Origin of the sequence: Paenibacillus sp. FSL R5-192 (assembly GCF_000517845.1) — a bacterium.
In the GTDB taxonomy this organism is placed as follows: domain Bacteria; phylum Bacillota; class Bacilli; order Paenibacillales; family Paenibacillaceae; genus Paenibacillus; species Paenibacillus amylolyticus.
In genome coordinates, this window is record NZ_ASPR01000011.1 from 53,047 (window position 1) to 70,821 (window position 17,775).

At 46.2% G+C, this 17,775-nt stretch carries 14 protein-coding genes; 4 read left to right on the forward strand and 10 right to left on the reverse strand.

Annotation, left to right across the window (positions count from 1 at the left end; all coding sequences use genetic code 11):
* Nucleotides 1–276: 276 nt before the first annotated feature.
* Nucleotides 277–1,863, forward strand: a complete 1,587-nt coding sequence (locus C161_RS05765; RefSeq protein ID WP_036668653.1) for a choice-of-anchor I domain-containing protein — start codon at nt 277–279, stop codon at nt 1,861–1,863.
* 134 nt (nt 1,864–1,997) lie between these two features.
* Here the strand turns inward: C161_RS05765 and C161_RS05770 are convergent, their stop codons facing one another.
* Nucleotides 1,998–2,204, reverse strand: a complete 207-nt coding sequence (locus tag C161_RS05770) for a hypothetical protein (protein WP_036668655.1) — start codon at nt 2,202–2,204, stop codon at nt 1,998–2,000.
* Between the two features lie 144 nt (nt 2,205–2,348).
* Nucleotides 2,349–4,592: a carboxylesterase/lipase family protein gene (locus tag C161_RS05775; RefSeq protein WP_036668657.1), complete on the reverse strand. Its 2,244-nt coding sequence runs from the start codon at nt 4,590–4,592 to the stop codon at nt 2,349–2,351.
* A 654-nt stretch (nt 4,593–5,246) separates the two neighbouring features.
* Between C161_RS05775 and C161_RS05780 the strand changes: the two genes are divergently transcribed.
* Complete coding sequence (locus tag C161_RS05780; RefSeq protein ID WP_036668659.1) at nt 5,247–6,899, forward strand: alkaline phosphatase; 1,653 nt, start codon at nt 5,247–5,249, stop codon at nt 6,897–6,899.
* Between the two features lie 164 nt (nt 6,900–7,063).
* Nucleotides 7,064–7,429: a VOC family protein gene (locus C161_RS05785; RefSeq protein WP_036668661.1), complete on the forward strand. Its 366-nt coding sequence runs from the start codon at nt 7,064–7,066 to the stop codon at nt 7,427–7,429.
* A gap of 124 nt (nt 7,430–7,553) precedes the next feature.
* On the opposite strand, the gene C161_RS05790 is transcribed toward C161_RS05785, so the two are convergent.
* The 4 genes from C161_RS05790 to C161_RS05805 all read right to left on the reverse strand — a co-directional run bounded on the left by C161_RS05790 (nt 7,554) and on the right by C161_RS05805 (nt 12,917).
* Entirely contained in the window at nt 7,554–8,762 is a 1,209-nt protein-coding gene (locus tag C161_RS05790) for a GNAT family N-acetyltransferase (protein ID WP_235193740.1), read from the reverse strand.
* Between the two features lie 196 nt (nt 8,763–8,958).
* The gene (locus C161_RS05795) at nt 8,959–10,437 is read right to left on the reverse strand and encodes a methyl-accepting chemotaxis protein (RefSeq protein ID WP_036668665.1); all 1,479 of its coding nucleotides are present in this window, start codon (nt 10,435–10,437) and stop codon (nt 8,959–8,961) included.
* Nucleotides 10,438–10,740: 303 nt separating this feature from the next.
* On the reverse strand, nt 10,741–11,784 hold the full coding sequence (locus C161_RS05800) for a pectate lyase family protein (protein WP_036668666.1): 1,044 nt from the start codon (nt 11,782–11,784) through the stop codon (nt 10,741–10,743).
* 290 nt (nt 11,785–12,074) lie between these two features.
* Nucleotides 12,075–12,917 carry an AraC family transcriptional regulator gene (locus C161_RS05805; RefSeq protein ID WP_036668667.1) on the reverse strand — a complete coding sequence of 281 codons (843 nt, stop codon included), beginning with the start codon at nt 12,915–12,917 and terminating at the stop codon, nt 12,075–12,077.
* A 114-nt stretch (nt 12,918–13,031) separates the two neighbouring features.
* Between C161_RS05805 and C161_RS05810 the strand changes: the two genes are divergently transcribed.
* Nucleotides 13,032–15,017, forward strand: a complete 1,986-nt coding sequence (locus tag C161_RS05810) for a beta-galactosidase (RefSeq protein WP_084650049.1) — start codon at nt 13,032–13,034, stop codon at nt 15,015–15,017.
* Nucleotides 15,018–15,141: 124 nt separating this feature from the next.
* Here the strand turns inward: C161_RS05810 and C161_RS05815 are convergent, their stop codons facing one another.
* From C161_RS05815 to C161_RS05830, 4 genes are all read right to left on the reverse strand, one after another.
* Nucleotides 15,142–16,284, reverse strand: a complete 1,143-nt coding sequence (locus C161_RS05815; RefSeq protein ID WP_036668669.1) for a DUF4179 domain-containing protein — start codon at nt 16,282–16,284, stop codon at nt 15,142–15,144.
* Nucleotides 16,274–16,822 carry a sigma-70 family RNA polymerase sigma factor gene (locus tag C161_RS05820; protein WP_307720268.1) on the reverse strand — a complete coding sequence of 183 codons (549 nt, stop codon included), beginning with the start codon at nt 16,820–16,822 and terminating at the stop codon, nt 16,274–16,276. Before C161_RS05820 ends, C161_RS05815 begins: the two co-directional genes overlap by 11 nt.
* A gap of 182 nt (nt 16,823–17,004) precedes the next feature.
* The gene (locus C161_RS05825; RefSeq protein ID WP_036668671.1) at nt 17,005–17,406 is read right to left on the reverse strand and encodes a hypothetical protein; all 402 of its coding nucleotides are present in this window, start codon (nt 17,404–17,406) and stop codon (nt 17,005–17,007) included.
* 34 nt (nt 17,407–17,440) lie between these two features.
* Nucleotides 17,441–17,767 carry a hypothetical protein gene (locus C161_RS05830; RefSeq protein ID WP_036668673.1) on the reverse strand — a complete coding sequence of 109 codons (327 nt, stop codon included), beginning with the start codon at nt 17,765–17,767 and terminating at the stop codon, nt 17,441–17,443.
* Between the last annotated feature and the right edge of the window lie 8 nt (nt 17,768–17,775).

Genomic DNA, 17,775 nt, shown 5'->3' on the forward strand with positions numbered 1-17,775 from the left:
AAGCCTGAATTAATTGATAATGATTCTCAATTATAATTTTAGCGTATTTTCTCCCGTTCGACCAGTCCTATATATATGAAGGTTCACGTCTGCTTTTTTCTTCATGTGGCAACATCATTTTATACGCTAACTTACATATCCAATTTGGAAAAATATCTCTTATCTAACCTTTTACACAAATCGCAGACTTCTCTTACCTCTCCTTAACATAAGCTCCCTATACTAAAACAATTGTACAACTCATTACACACGAAACGATAAAGGGGATCTGGAACATTGAAAAAGAGAAATCAATGGCTCGCCGTTCTGTCGATGACTGCCATTCTTACCGCAGGAGCAACCAGCTACACATCAATGATTCATGCCGCTGACGCAACTAAAACCACCAATGATCATGTCGTACTGCGCACAGCCATCCAAAATATGCAGGGTACGGTCACATGGAACGGAAGCAGTCGCAGTGTTGATATCCAGATCGCAGATACTAAAGTACAACTTCCTATAGGAACGTCATCAGTCACCATCAACGGTGTGAAAACTCCTCTGGACAGTAAAAGCTACATCACCAAAGGTACAACGTATGTATCTTCCCAAACGCTAAAATTAATTACGGATCAACTGATCCTGAAACAAAATAAAACCGGTTTTGAACAGACCGCAACGTTTCAGATGCCTGGTGGAAAAGCAGAAATATCAGCCTCTACGCCAGATGGACAACGCCTGCTCGTAACCGAAGCAGACAATGGCAGCATTTCCGTACTGGACATTGCTGACTTGAAAAACATCAACCTATTAAAGACAGTCAGCTTCCAGGACCTCTCCGCCAAAGCTGAAGTCACAAGCGTAACCGTGTCCAAAGATGGCAAATACGGTCTTGCTGTTATTCGTACAGGGGATACAGACAGTGAAGCAAACGAAGGGTTGCTTGCCATTGTGGATCTGACAACCTACAAAACCGTCAAAACGTATGAACTGGGCATTGGTCCTGACTCGATTGCACTGTCACCTGACGGTCTGCATGCGGTGATCGCCATAGAGGATGAAGAGCTGAATAAAGCTGCCGATGAAATTGACTATGCCAACACCAAACGTCCGGGTAGCATTATGGTTGTATCTTTTGCTGGCGGGAACGTATTGGAGGGTGAGATCACCAACTTGCCGGTATCTCTGGACAATGTAGAAGGCGCCATCTATCCGCATGATCCACAACCAGAGTATGTTGCTATTAGTCCAGATAGTAAAACAGCAGCCATCACGCTACAGGAAAACAATGTCGTTGCCATCGTAGATCTGGAGACAAAAAAAATCAGCTCAATCTTCGCTCTGGGTACCACTTCACATCAAGCAGATCTGAAAGATGATGGTATCGTTCAGTTTAAAGAGACGTTGACCGCTCGTTATGAACCGGATGGAATTGCTTTCTCGGCAGATGGCAAATACCTGCTGACAGCTAACGAAGGGGATTTGGGCAAGAATGAATTTGAGGATGGTGTAAAAGCAGGCGGACGTAATATTGCTGTCTGGAATTTGCAAGGCCAGCGGATGTACGATAGTCAGAATCTCATTGACGAGGCAACCGCTATGGTCGGCTTGTATCCGGATGATCGCAGTCCCAACAAGGGAAGTGAAGTGGAGAACCTGACCGTTGCTACTGTAGACGGCACTACGTATGCAGCCGTAGCTTCCGAAAGGGCAGATGCCATTTTGTTCTTTGATCTTGCTGATCCGGTCAATCCGGACTACCTGGGTCTGATTCCTACAGCCGGAGAATCACCAGAGGGAATTCATCGTGTTAACGGACGTAGCCTGTTTGTGAGTGCAGATGAAAGCACCGGAACGCTTAGTTTTTTTGCCAAGAAATAGTTCGAGCACCCTTGGTATGTAAAGTCTGAAATGAGCGGTGTCACGTTGTATTGAGTAGGTGGGGGCGTAGAGCCCCTGTCCTCTCATACTATTGTACGCGCTATTCCACGTATCCACATATAATGCTGCAAAGGTTATCGACGCTTCATATTTTCCAATTCCCGCCTGTTCCGCTCGACTTCCTCTTGCAACACTCGTACTTCCATCCTTAATGCGGATACTTCCTCTTTGACGCCAGACCTCTTCATTACAAGATAGAAAACCAGATATAATACAAGACCAATCATAATAAAGAAAATTAATAGCGTTATAATACCTGCAATACCTATAGAGCTAATCATAACTTTACGTTTCCCCTTTCCGACATTCTATTAATTTTATTTACAACAATACCATAATTAAGCATAACGAACAGTATAAAAAGCCAAGACAGCATGCTCCCTTGGCTTCAATTTATCTATATATACCTTCCTATCCGGTGATCCTTATTCCCAGAAGAAACGCCCTGCGAACACTTTTTCCGTCAACAGTTTATACGTTTCTTCAGGCAATTCTTTTTTCATCTTTGCCATAACGGCGTCTTTGCCTTGATTATATTGTGTGGACATGCCAATCTCTGCCGTTGTATTGCTAGCATCCAGACGCATGATTGGGGCTTGAGCATCTTTCGTCCAAGGTGTCCATGCCGCTAGATCAGGTGATCCACCCGTGCCTGGATTGCCTGTGTACAGGAACTGCTTCAGATATGCTGCCATCGCGGCGGACAACTGATCACGTCCTGGTTTGTTTGTATCGCTAAAGTACCCATCAGGGAAATAGGCAGCAATTCCGTCTGCGTGTCCTGTATAGAAGTCCATATCGGCACCATGTGGTGCGCCCAGTAACGTGAGCAAACGCTCAGAGATGACCCCAGGTTGTGTGCCCCATGCAAAACGATACGCATATACCGGTGGCTGACCTGCTTCACTGGTCAATTGCTCCGCTACACGCTCTGCATTAAAGCCTGCATAAGCTTCGCTACCGTATTTCAACGCAGCAGCATATTGCTCCGCCTTGGTTTTATCGGTAAACAGAGTCTCATCCGTGATGGATGGAGAGAAGTTTGGATCACCGAAGGCAAATCCGGAGAACTCTGTTTCCAGGCTGCCGAGCAATACAGGAACTTTCTTATAATTTCCATTATTGATGGCGTCAAATCCTTCTTTTGGAATCACTGTGCCATCCCGGAACAGATGCGGGAATGGGTCCATACGGATTGCCGTTGCGCCAAACGCAGTGACCAACTTGTCCGCAGGCAGTGCACGCAGATAGCTCTCCAGCTGTGCCTGAGATTGCTTGCCAATCCATGCTTTTGCTTCTTCTGCATTAGCCGCTTTCCCCTCTTGCACGAGTAGCTTCACAAGCACATCCTCGGATTTTTGCTCGCCTTCTTCCGGTGATGCTGTCGTCAATCCTCCGCTGAAAGCAACTGCTTTTTGATACAATCCTTTGCTAAGTGGAGAGATCAGAGTTGCCAGCACATCACGTGCACCAGCAGATTGTCCGGCTAATGTAACATTGCCTGTATCTCCGCCAAAGCCTTCGATATTATCCTGCACCCACTCCAATGCACGGAATGCGTCAAGCAGACCATAGTTACCTGAGTCATCCAGGGCATTGCCTGTTTTCAGTGCTGCATTCTCGAAGAATCCAAGGGCTCCCAAACGGTAATTCACGGAAATGATGATGCTGTTGGTGCTCCGTGCAAGCTGTTCACCCTGAAAATCTTTGCCTGATCCGGTCATATTCCCGCCGCCGTGCAGGAACACCATAACCGGAAGTTTCGAACTGGTTGTGTCGGGACGCCAGATATTGAGATACAGCGAATCCTCGCTTCCTGCTGTAGTCTTGCCGGAGATCTGCAAGCTGTTCGCTGCAAATTCCTTAGCCGATCTGGTTCCTGTCCATGCTTCTGGTTCTTGCGGGGCTTTCCAGCGCAGTTCCCCTACCGGAGGTGCCGCGTAAGGAACACCGAGCCAGCCGAGTGTGCCATATTGCTCATAGGTTTTGCCATCAATCGCGCCATACTTGGTCTGTTGCACCGTTTGAGGTTTGAACGCCCCAGCTTCTTTATGTTTCAACCAACTCTGCTCCAAGGTTCCACTGCCATTCTTGAGCTGTATCTGCAAAGCCTGTGCGGTTGCCTCTGCCATCAGGCGGTTGGTAAGTTGACTCGCTCCCTTCCCTTGAAGCGCCATGATTCCTTTCCCAGCCGCATAGGTGGAAGCCGCTCCCTGCTCATAATCCGTACCTGCTTCATATCCAAGCACCTTCAGAAGCATTTCGGCATACCCTTCCGCTGTAAGTGGTGCATTAGGTTCAAACTTATCTGTTCCTGTTACGATCTCAGACACATACGGATGCTGCTTCAAGTAACCAACGACCGGTTGCAATACTTTGCCTGCCTGAGCCGCATCGTCGTACGTTTCCGATCCCTGATAAGCGAGTGCTTCTTTCTCCAATCCGGACAAACGCAAGTAAAGTACTGCGGCCTGAATGCGTGTTGCCTTTTTGTTCAGATAAGCTGCATTAACACCTTGACCGCTGCCGCGAATAAGCTCGGATTGGATCAGCTTGTCCATCGCTGCAGAAGAAGAAGGTCCTTTATTGCCTGCTGCATAAGCTGGTAGAGCGGATACACATAACCCCAGAATAGTTGCTACGGCAATCGAACGTTTAATGGTTTTCATGTCATAAATCTCCTCGCTGTCGAATAGTGTGTGATGGGATAAGTTCATTGGAAATGTTCAGTTGAAATGCGTATCTAAGAATCAGTATTCCAATGTCTGGATGAGTCTATATCTATTTTTATGAAAAATTAAATCTGCTGCGCTCCTTTCTGCTTGAAATATCTGCTACGGCGCTTACGGTCATGCCATCAGGCATTTTTTTATATAAAAAAACCTGAACCGAAGGCAAACAGACATCGCTTTAGCGTGGTCTACTGCCCTCAATTCAGGTTTTGCCTGCAATCAGTAACAACCCTGAGGAATGAGGTTCATTCCATATGAAAATGTAAACGCAATCAATCGTTTGATGAACAAACAACCAACGAATGAACTGACACAGGTATTGCCCTGAACACGGTTACAATCCTGTTGTTATGGTGATGTTAGCACATAATGTAAGCGTTCGCAATATCTTTTTTTAATCGTCACTATATGATCTTTGAACTGTCTCTTAATTCGTCGACTCCTCACTTTGTCCAGTTCACCGGAATTCCAGCATCCTTCACTAATCGTAAATTTTACATATAGTTAACCCATTTCATACGTTAGTTTAGCAATTGTTGTATACACTTGGTTTGGGATACCAATATACATATATTCTAGGAGGATGCATTCATGTTAAACCGGTTTAATGTCCGTGCAGCCAAAATGATGCTCGCGGTGACAACAATTGTTACGGCTACACTCGGAGGAAGCAGTGCAGCGTGGGCTGTGGAAGATACCACCTCAACGACATCTGCATCACCGATTAAAAATGTGATTATTCTGATTCCTGACGGTATGGCTAACGATGCTACCGCTCTGGCTCGTTGGTATAAGGGCTCGTCCCTGACGCTGGACTCCATGGCAAGTGGCATGGTTCGGACACACTCCGCCGATGCGCCGATTGCGGACTCGGCCCCTGCCGGAACTGCTTTTGCTACAGGTTATAAATCTCATACCGGATTTGTTGGTGTACTGCCGGACAAGGCTACCATGCCTGGGCAAAAGGCTATTGCGCCTGGAGACGAAAGAAAACCGATCGCTTCTGTACTGGAAGCTTCCAAACTGGCGGGTAAAGCAACCGGCATTATCGCTACATCCGAGATTATGCACGCCACACCAGCGGACTTCTCCTCTCACTATCCGGACCGTAAAAACTACGATGCACTCAGCAAACAACAAGTCTACAATGGTATGGACGTTGTGTTGGGTGGAGGCAGCAAATACCTTGAGCCAGCCGGACGTAAAGACGGCGAGAATCTGGTTTCGTCTATCAAGGCACTGGGTTACGATTACGTCACTACACCAGCTGCAATGAAAGCATCCGATTCGAACAAGCTATGGGGTATGTTCGCGCCAGCGGGCATGGCTTATAATATGGACCGTGATCCTGCAAAACAGCCAAGCCTTGCCGAGATGACATCCAAAGCCATTGAAGTTCTGTCCAAAGATAAAGATGGCTTTTTCCTGATGGTCGAAGGCAGTAAAGTCGACTGGGCAGCTCATGCCAATGATCCGATTGGTATTATCAGTGACGTGCTGGCTTTTGATGATGCCGTAAAGGTAGCCATGGATTTTGCCAAAGCGGATGGAGAGACTGCCGTTGTGGCTGTTACGGACCACGGTAATGGTGGACTCACCATTGGTAACAACGCAACTAGCGGCACATACGATAAAGAGCCGTTGTCCACATTTATCGGACCTTTGAAAAAGGCCAAACTGACAGGCGAGGGCGTTGAAGCGAAGCTGAATGCCAAGCGTACAAACATCAAAGCAGTGATGAAACAATACTATGGCATTACCGACCTGACTTCCGAAGAGATTGCCACCATTAAAGCGGCCGAGCCAGGCAGTCTTAACTATGCAATCGGTCCAATGATCAGCAAACGTGCAGGGATTGGCTGGACAACCGGTGGTCATACAGGTGGAGATGTTGTGCTGTACACGTATGCTCCGAACAATGACCGTCCATTCGGTGTGATTGATAACACGGATGTCGCCAAATATATGGCACGAGTACTGGATCTGGATCTTGACAGCGTGAGCAAACAATTGTTTGTACCTGCCAAACAGGCATTTACAGCCAAAGGCGCGACATACAAACTGGACCTGACGGACGCCAAAAATCCGAAGATCCTCGTTTCAAAAGGTAACACCAAACTGGAACTGCAAATCTACAAAAATATTGCACTGGTGAACGGCAAAAAGACAACTTTGGAGGGTGTCATTGTTTATAACGGTGTAGAGGCATTTGTACCACAAACGGCCGTTGATCTGATTCAATAATTCGTTAGAAATACTAGGACTACAGGAGATTACACCATTTGGCTGCCGAATATTTCGGCAGCTATTTTACTGTTTATTATTAAGGAGTAGGTTCCTGCTAGCGCCTATCGTATAATGAACGTAACAAAAATACATATCATGCAAGAAAAAGGAGAGATTCACCCATGTTGATCAAATTAAACTGGATCACGCTGAGGGTCAGTAATTTGGAAGCTTCGCTCGGGTTCTACCACAACATGCTCGGACTTCCCATTCAGCGCAGATTCGAAAGCCGTGGACGACAGATTGCCATGCTGGGCATGGAAAATGAAGCCAAGCTGGAACTGATTGAGGGCAGTGAATCCATTCTTAAACCAGAGGCCGGCGTGTCGATCGGCTATGAGGTGAACTCGCTGGATGAAGCCATGGAACGACTGGCAGAACTGAATATTCCGATTGTGCGTGGCCCCATCCAGCCCAATCCGCATCTGCGGTTTATTTACATTACAGATCCAGATGGCTTCGAGGTGCAACTCTCAGAGCATGTCTAATTAGGCAACTGCGCACAAATGTGCTTATCACGATGACCAGTTGTGTGTGCATGTGTGAAGCTAAAACTGCATACATGCACACAATACCCCAAAATGGTGTGGTATCGGTAAGCTTTATGTCTGTCTACAGCTTCATGCGGCGCATCAGCGGCACACCTACGCGATTCAACAACCGATCAAGCAGCAGCCAGCACCAGCGTCTGCCCCACGAAAGGTGGCGCTCATACACAGCGGAATATTCAAAATCCGCCACAGCACCGCGATTGCGTTTGAACTGCGCAGCCCCGGCGCTCTCATGTAACAGATGCCCGTTTTCGCGAGCCTGTCCGATCAGACAAGCTGATAACATGCGGTATAGTCCGACGGATTGGGGCACCGCTGTGTCGTAACCAAACAGCGGCGTTGTCATGATTCCATTTCGGCAGAAATAACCCATCACCGCGTCCAGGCACCCTTCCTTCCGCAGTCCATAGAGTCTGAGTGTTCCTGATACCATCGCAGCAGCAATGAACCGCTCAGTGAATTGCGGATTGTGATAGGAGTACTTTTCAAGGTATAACAGCTTGTACAATTCCACAATTCGCGGAATATCTGCATCCGTCATATCTAATTCGGAAACGAATTCGTATCCATGCTTGCCCAATAATTCGTAATCCCGCTTCAACAGCCAACGTGACTTCGAGTTGCCAAAATTCGGATCATGCGCATGGTACAGGTAGATTTGTCGGCTCGGAATTAGTCGACACCCCACTTCCGTTAGCCTCACCGTCAGATCGGGATGAAGTCCAGGGCACAAAGAGCGAAACACAATGACATGTTCAGGGTATCGCTCTTGTACCGCTGTAAGCAAACATTCTGCTTGTTCACCGGACATGGCTGGATACAGATTGGTGGACAACAACCAGTTGTTCACATGCACAACTTTGTTGATTTGCGATTGCTTCATTCCCCAACCTATTAGACTGAGCAGCACAGAAAGACCTTTTTCCAACACAGGCTTCTGCAACATGGTCAATTCTTGCTTGGCGTAACTCACATAATGCGTATATGGCGAACAAACGTAAGCATTATCATACTCTGTATCATTCACCGTCAGCGGAATAACGAGATCATCAATTCGGGCGAGCAACAATGTCGTTTCCACGTTGGACATAAAGCTTTGGGTCCCGTCTAGCATCATAGGTTCCAGATAGACTCTGGCATATCTGCCATCCTCCGTATCGGGCCAGTCCATGTCATTGAACGATTGCTGATCATAAAAACGTACGCGTGCAGCCCTATTATCATTCCTAACCTCATATGTACTGTCATCACAGTCCAATCTATCTTTCATTCCTTTATCCTTCAACCTTCTACTCCCCCATGAGGTTACATCTTCTTTTAACTACCATTTACAGTTTCAGTTCTACGCTCTTCATACTCTACACATCACTGTATAGGAAAAAAATGTCGGCATCAAGCTGTATTCCAGATGAAAAAAGCCCGTATAGTACGCTAAATACGTACCGACAGGCCCTCAACTATTAATATTAAAGTTTATTCTCAACGGAAGAAGCCTGATGATCCGAGACTAACTCATTCAGGTCTACAATCAGTTGCTCCAATTCTCCAAAGCTCTCTACCATCTTCTGTGTCAGGTTACGTTGTTCTTCCATGCTCGCCAGAATCTCTTCTGTCGCTGCACTGGATTGCTCCGTTACACTCGAAATTTCGGAAACTTCATTCACAACTCTGGTGGAAGATTCCTTCATTGTAGCCGAACTAGTCTCGATATCTGTCGCTTGATTCAACACATGCTGAGAGTTGCTGTTGATCGTACGGAATACTTCCTCTGCTGTATGGACGCTATCTCTTCCTTGTTGTAAAGATAGACGAATACGTTCGAATCGATCTGTCAGTGCCTGCGTCTGTCCTTTTAATCGAGACAGGATGGTTCCGATATCACTTGCGGACTGACCTGAGTTCTCTGCCAACTTGCGAACTTCCTCTGATACAACAGCAAACCCACGTCCATGCTCACCCGCACGAGCGGCTTCAATGGCTGCATTAAGCGCGAGCAGGTTGGTCTGACTCGCAATATCCGCTATGCTGTTCAGCATAAGCGTCATGGATTCACTTTCCTCGTTGAACTTTCGCATGTCATTTGCAGTTGTATTGATCGTTTCATATAGATCTTGCATCTGGATGTTTAGCTGGTCCATCTGTGTGCTTCCAGTTTGCGTGCTCGTTGCCATACTTGCGGACAACTCTTTCATCTGCTGCGAATACGAAGCAACGTCCTTGATATGCTGATCCGATACAGATAAGGATTCCGAGATCTCGGCCACACTGGTCGCCTGGAACTCAACACCTTTTGCAACCTCACTGAACCCAAGCGTCACCTCATTGGTGATAGAACCAGTCGCATTTACTTTTTGCTTCAATTGATCTGTATAACGTGATAGACCTTCGACCGATTCCTTCACACGCTCCAGCATGGTTTCCACTCTTTGCTTAGAATGCTCCACCTCATTCTGGCGTACTTCACTTTCATGGAAGAGCCTTTGATTCAGCTGGGAGACCAGCATCAGAATGGCCCCCGTGAGAGCGAATAGTCCCACATTTACGATATTACCTATTAGCTCAACAGAGTCAACGGTATTCATAACAAATAATTGAAGAACACTGTTGACTAGTAATACCGAAAATCCAACCACAAAAAATTTCTTGTTAGGAAATAACAGTAGAACTGCGGTTATGACCAAACTTAACGCAAAATTGACCGTTCCCCAACCGACATAGACTCCACATATTGTTAGTAATACGGTAATCAGCCATGGAATGAGATGAATATGTTTCTTTTTCGCATTAGCGTATGTAATCCAAACTACAAAGACTAGAGCTACTCCATTGGACACAAGTAACTTCGGCATCGTAAAGGCCAGCCCCATACCAATGGCAATAATAATCCACAAAATGATACCGATTAATTTGTTCCTTTTCCAAATAATTTCGTCCATACGATCCATGCATACCCCGTCCTTTTATGTAGGTTAAATGTAAGTTGTAGGGCCTTTCTGTACTACATCTAGTAGTCTTTGGTCCTGCTTATGTGCAAATCGCAAATACGCAGCGCCTTAGCATAGTACATATTAACTTCATAAGTATGAAACCAGCGCTACTTTATGTATATCGGTATTCAACATTTAAAATGAATATGAAATGTAAAATGATATGTAAGCATATCATTTTACAAATAAAAAAAGGCCTGTCTTATGCGTTGTGACGCACAAGACAGGCCTTTTTGGTCATGAATCGATGTGTAGCAGCTCTTACTTTCCGAATACAAGTGTTGTATTGGAGGAGCCTGCATACTTGGTGACGAACTCACGCGCGTAGCTGGCACTTTCTACCTGATAACTGTAATTGGAGCTTGGTCTCCAGTTCGTTTTAGGAGAAATCGGACTATTAAGCGCTGGTGTACTGCCCGTATCCGTAAACTCACCTTTTCCTTTGTCATCCAGGATGCCTCCCTTTTCAGCGCCAGCACCAAAGTAGTTGTTTTCGGAATAAATCCGTGCTTTTTCACCAATTGTGATGGCCTGATTAAAGTTGTTTGCATAATTGTTTTTGAGATGGAAGTAACCATATCTTAAAAGCCCAGGACCACGTACATATAAATTTTCGAAGTAATTGTTGGACATCGTCACATGAGGTACTCCATTGTAACTGCTGTTACCATCATTTGGATGACCGAGGATGACGCCATACTTATGGTTCGCAAATTTGGAATTGCTAATCGTAATATAGTCGGCGCGATCGCCAATATACAGAAGTTTGTCCAGATCACTACCGCCAGAGCTGTAACTGTGACCAGCAAACGTCACATGATCAATCCAGTAATTGGAGCCTGAAGTGATATACATCTGGATATCATCATTGGCATTAATATTGGAAGCGTGTTCAAAAGTCAGATTCTGAAAAATCACATTGCTTGAACTACTTGTGGATCTGAAATGAATATTCGTTAATGTATGTTTGCCAAAGGAACCTACAAGTGTCTTGTTCGCTCCAAATTCAACCTTTTGCAGTGTAGAGGAAGAAATATTCTGTTCAACAACGACAATTTTGGCTGTAGAGCCTGCCATATGTGTTCTCAAGTCATTGAGATTACTAACGTAAACCACCTGACCGTTCTTGCCACCTGTCGTAGCTGACTTGGATACACCATTTTCATTCTTGGCACTGCCTGCAAAACCAGTCAACCCATTCGTACCTGTGTTTGGATAACTGGCCGCACCATATGTAGACGGGGCTGTGGAGACAGTTAGCAACAATAGAGTTACAGCGAGTAAAAGCATCGAAAATTTCTTCAAAATTTCACCATCCTTTATAATATTATCCTCAAAGACAACTCGATTATATCGTGTAACTTTGGCTGTGACAATATAAAAATTGCAAAAAGACAACAATTATCATTTTTATGCAACAGCAGATCAGATATAGTGAAAAAACGTAAAACCAGGCCATTCGTTCACACAAAATAGAGCCGCTAATTAGCGGCTCTATTAACGAGTACTATGTGATACAACTTGGAACTGATCCGCCCTCGGATCAGTTCCTAAGGCCTCTGAAGAAAAACCATTCGCTTGCGGATAATAATATGTTACGACTTCTGATAGCTGCGGCGGAAGGCGCCAGGTGTGATTCGTTCCAGCTTCTTGAAGATGGCTCCATAATAGCTCGTAGATTCGAAGCCGACTTGACGAGCAATATCCTCCATCCCGTGCTGCACATTATCGAGCAGCAGTTCCTTGCTCTTGTTGACTCTTACCTGATTAACATAGCTGATGGGACGAATACCTGTCGTCTTCTTAAACAAATGACAGAAATATTCTGGTGTGACACAGATCAATCCAGCCAGCGTTGGCAAAGTAATCTCTTCAGCATAATGTTGTTCAATATAGTCCAGAACCGGCTTTATTCGCTCATACTGCTGCCCGACGGTATCGCTGCCCTCGACAGATACGCGTTGAATAATCTCTGTCAATAAGGTATAGAGGACAGCGGAGCAGGCGTAATTGCTTAATGTCTGCTCTTGTGGTGTTAAGGCAGCTTGCAGCAGCTCCCGCATTCGGGATAGAAGATATTCAGGTTGTGCAAGCGTGTATACACATGTGTCGACAATGCCCACGGTTTCAAATAAGTTTGCTGACCCGTTGCCATCAAAAATGATCCAGTCGACTTCCCAACTGTCGGATAGCGCATAGTATTCGTGCTTCTGCCCAGGGAACAACAGCATGCCCATACCTGGCTTGACGATATGATCCGTTTCACTTAGCTTGAGCTTGCCCACACCGCTGCAACATTGTATCCACTGATAATCCTCAATGCCTTGGTCTCGGCGGATATGCTCCTGTTCATGATGCAGGCCGATGCCAAGCAAATAAAAAGGGAGCAGTTTGTCTCGGGCAGATAAAACTGGAAAATTACGATTGGGATGAGGCATACGACTAACTCTCCTGATCTTAATATTGTTATATGATATTAATTTTTTAAGATATTCACTCGAATTAATATAACATATAATCGCAATATATTGATAAATAAAGGAGATCGCAGGATGACAATTAAGATCGGAATTGATTATTATCCAGAGCAATGGACCCCGGAGTTATGGGAGAAAGATGCCATACTTATGCAACAGACGGGGGTTGCAGTTGTGCGAATGGCGGAGTTCGCCTGGAGCCGAATGGAACCGACTGAGGGTAATTATCAGTTTGAATGGCTGGATGCGGCTATAGAAGTATTCGCTTCGCGTGGTATGGAAATTGTGTTATGCACTCCCACCAATACCCCGCCAAACTGGATGACAACCCGGTATCCGGATGTGCTGCCCATGGATGAACAACGCCACATCATTCGGCCAGGTGTGCGTGGACATCGTTGCAACAACAGCCCTTCCTTGAGAATGCTGGGCTCCAAATTTGTGGAAGCGATATCACAGCGCTACGGTAAGCATCCCGCCGTTATTGGCTGGCAAATCGATAACGAGATGCACTACCAGGAATGCCATTGTGATACATGTAATCGTTCGTTTGTCGCTTGGCTGCAAAAGCGTTATTCCAATCTGGAGGAGTTGAACCGGGAGTGGGGTACGGTCGTCTGGAGTGGTGAGTACAGCAGCTGGGCTGAGGTAACAACGCCACTCGGTGCCAGCAAACCGATGAATCCTTCCTATCTTCTCGAGTACAAGCGGTTTTGTTCTGACAGCGTAGGCTATCTGCTGGGATGGCAGCTTGAGATTTTACGCCGTAACTGTCCAGATCAATTCGTGACGCATAACATGTGGCAATATCCGAATAGCCTGGACTATTATGATATGCACAACGAATTGGACTTCGTCTCTGTTGATTATTATCCGAATGAGCTGTATCGCGATTATGGCGATCGGTTTCCGAGGAACGGAGCGCTTACGCTGGACTTGGTTCGCGGCATCAAACGCCGGAATTTCTGGGTAATGGAACAGCTCAGCGGAGCGCAGGGCGCCTGGATGCCGATTCAGCGCACCCCGTATCCTGGACTGATCCGAGCTCGCTCCTGGCAGACAATCGCCCGCGGTGCGGATATGGTCGTCCATTTCCGCTGGCGGAGTGCAACCGTCGGAGCGGAACAGTTCTGGCATGGGCTGATCGACCACAGCAATGTTCCTGGACGCAGGTTCAGGGAGTTCGCGGAGCTTACTCGCGAGGTGAACCAGTTAGGAGAACTCTTGGCCGACTCAACCATTGTTACTCAGGTTGCGATTCTGCATTCGCATGATCAGCATACGGCGCTTTCCCTTCAGCCGCAGGCGGAAGGGGGAATGCACTATATAGACAACTTGTCCTCTATGCATAATGCATTTCTGAAAATGGGCGTCGGTACAGACGTTATCAACTGGACTGAGGAGCTCGATGGGTACAAGCTGGTCATTGTCCCTTCCCTCTTCCTGTTAAGTGAAGAAGTAGCACAGCGGCTGGAGCGATTCGCAGCCAAGGGTGGTACGGTTGTCCTTACCAATCGGACTGGCGTGAAGAACATGAGGAATGTATGTGAGATGCTGCCTCTGCCAGGGCTACTGGGTGAAGCGGCGGGTGTTGTCGTAAGTGAATATGATGCCATCGGCAACAGTGAGCATCGGATACGGAACGCGGAGGGCAAGACTTTCGCTGCGAAGCAATGGTGTGATCTACTGGAACTGCGAGGTGCAGAGCCGATCGCCTGGTATGACAACGACTTTTACGAGGGTGTACCGGCAGTTACTGTCAATAAGTTTGGTGAAGGTGAAGTGTATTATGTCGGCACTTGGCCGGAGCCATCGTATTTCTATCAGTTGTTTGAAGGCATACTGAAGGAAAAGGATTTGGCGCCCAAAATCCAGTTGCCGGAAGGTGTCGAGCTGTCGATTCGAACGAAGGGGGAGCAAAACTTCCTGTTTCTGATCAATCTGACGAATGAGCAACGAGAGATTACGCTGGACGTTCCTTATCGCAGCTTGTTGACTAACGAGAGATTGGATCAGAAGTTGACTCTTCCAGCTCTGGGAGTAGATATACTAACTGTATAAGATCAGCAGCTTTTCTTATTTAAGAAGGGATGTCTCACAAGGCTTACAACCTTGAGGGACATCCCTTCTCTGCTTTCACTAACATCCACCTAATCTGAATAAGAGTATTGCCAGTTAGTTCATCTTATTTGATTTTGATTTCCAGTTCATCCTTCTTGGCTTCCTGCAAATCATCATAGACCTTATCTGGTTTACCACGAAGTTTTAATACCATGGACTCCGGATGGTCCAACAGATTGCTACTGAAAGAATACATCATTCCGTCTTCCGTTCCGCTCCCGCCTACCATGGATAACTTGGTCTGTTTCCCGTTTTTAGTGGTAGTTACAATCTCAAGAGGCTGAACGACTTCACTGATCGACAACTTCGTTTTGTAATCGATCTCTTGCTCCGGCTCAAAAACAAATCTAACCCGAGTAACAAGCGGTGATAATTCCACTTCTGACAACATAACTTCATAACCCCCAACGGTAAACGTACGATTAACGTTGAGGATTTCCGTTTTGGGGATAGAGAATTTAGGATCCAGCGCAAAAGAAAGATTCATTTTTTGGGAATATTGATACTTCCGTTCCTTTTCCCCGTTTTCTGAATATTCCACCACATCTGGAACAACGGAAGAAAGCTGGAACTGAAGATTCACTTGCTCAGGCAGCGGTTTATTTCGATTACGCTCAATTGTATTCCGGCCATAAATGGTATGCTTATCCTTCGAAAAATGTATACCTCCTATATTTCCGTTATCAAGGACATAACCTGTTCTTGCATCCGTCATCTTGGTATTGACTATCGAATAAATCTCTTGCGAAGCATCCGTCTTGGCGGTATACAATACGGTTATCCTGTTCTCATCTGCCATAACCGCATTCACGGTAAACTGATATATGCCCGATGTAACCGTCCGATCCACAAGTTGCACATAACCATGATTGAGCGTTGAAGTAATCGTAGCACGGTCCATATCCGAAGTTAGCAGGCCACGAAAGGGCTCTAGCACTCCCCAATGGGTTACAGGCTCAGTATATGTTGCCTGCTCTTGACCATAACTCCCAAGCGGACCTAAGAGAAACCAACCCGCGGCCAGGGCCGTGACCAGCACTGCCGTAATCCATTTGATATGAACGGTCCTACCTGATCGTTTTGTTCTGCCCTTCGCGAGACCACGTTGAATCGCAACAGTCGTATCCGCCGGATTCCATTGCTGTTTCTCTCTTTTCACCTGATATGCATCTGCAAGAAGTGCTTTCTCCTCCGGGTTAGTGGTCATGCCAATCCCTCCTATTCCTCATCAACTTGCGCAACTGCTGGAGTCCCTTGTGCTGCCAGGTCTTGATCGTCCCTTCCGGTTTGCCGAGGATGGAGGCAATATCCGTCAGTGTCATGTCGTTATAATATTTCAGCAATAATACATGGCGATATTTCGGTTTCACCTTTTGCAAAAGAGATTCCATAGCGATTCGATTATCGTCAACGCTAATCATCCAAGACGCCGGAATGCTGTCCTCCATATCCTCCTTCGCCAGAGGTGTTGCCCGCTTGCGGCGCCTCTGTTCATCGATGCAGACATAGATGAGAATCCGAATGATCCACGACTTGAACGCCTTCTCATTATTCAGCGTACGACGTTTGATCCAAGCTCGGCACGTCATCTCCTGTACCGCTTCCAGCGCATCTTGCTGGTTACGCAGATAACTGTAGGCAATAGAAATGAGCGTATCTTGATGTTCCATAATAGATTGCACAAATGCCGTCTCGTCTTCGGTCTGTACATAGATCCTCTGGTTCATCTCTGCTTTTGTTTCCACCCCGCATCCCTCCTTCTCTCTCTCTTTCTGTGGTATAAGACGGGTGAGTGAAGCAAACGGTTTTTAATATTTGTTCATCAAAAAAAGCTCCGCCATCATCATGAGGGAGCTTGATTACATAGGACTTCGTCTGCCGATATACTGAATTACGTACACGCATGAACAATTCAAGATCAACTAACTTACAAATTGCCGGTGACTTCGATCCCGTCGGCCAATTGCAGATGATTTCTCACCCAAGTGGTGAACCGATTCAAAAAAATCCGTAATTCTGGCTCTGCAACCACCTGTTGATCCAGCTCTGATAAAATCCCCACCCACACTTCCTTCGTAATCGGATTCTCCCAGCAGGGATCAAGTGCCTTCATCTCTTCTCCAGTTCGCGGGTCAGTTAAGGGAAATGTGCGATCCAATGCGGGACGAATATAGTCAAAGTCTTCATTATATATGAACAGCATGTCTTCCATCTCTACTTCAACCGATTCTTCTATGTATAAAGGGGATAAAACAAAACCCATATTCCGCTGTGGACCTTGATACTGATACATGAGCGCAGGAATTGTTCTCTTTGATTTTTTAGCCATATGCTCCTCCTGTTTCAGGCAAATCTTCTACCCATCAGAGTTCAAACCAGATTAAACCACCATCAACCCGCCTGGTTTCTTGCTCCATCTGATGCATCCAGCTCCGCGCCTCTTCACCCCAGATATGAAACAAACAGTAGATATACGAATCCCCATCCACAATCTCTTCCATCCCGGAAGCTTTTTCTATCCACACTTCAAGGGCTCTAGGCCAGGAAGGATCTTCACGTTTCAATACAAAGCCGTTGGCTTGGTGTTCCAAACTATACACTTCGGTAAATTTTAATGAACTTGCCAAACGCTTCACAACTTCAGGTAAAATCGCAGGCTCCGTTGTTCTAATCCCATATTCCCAGCCCATATGTACAA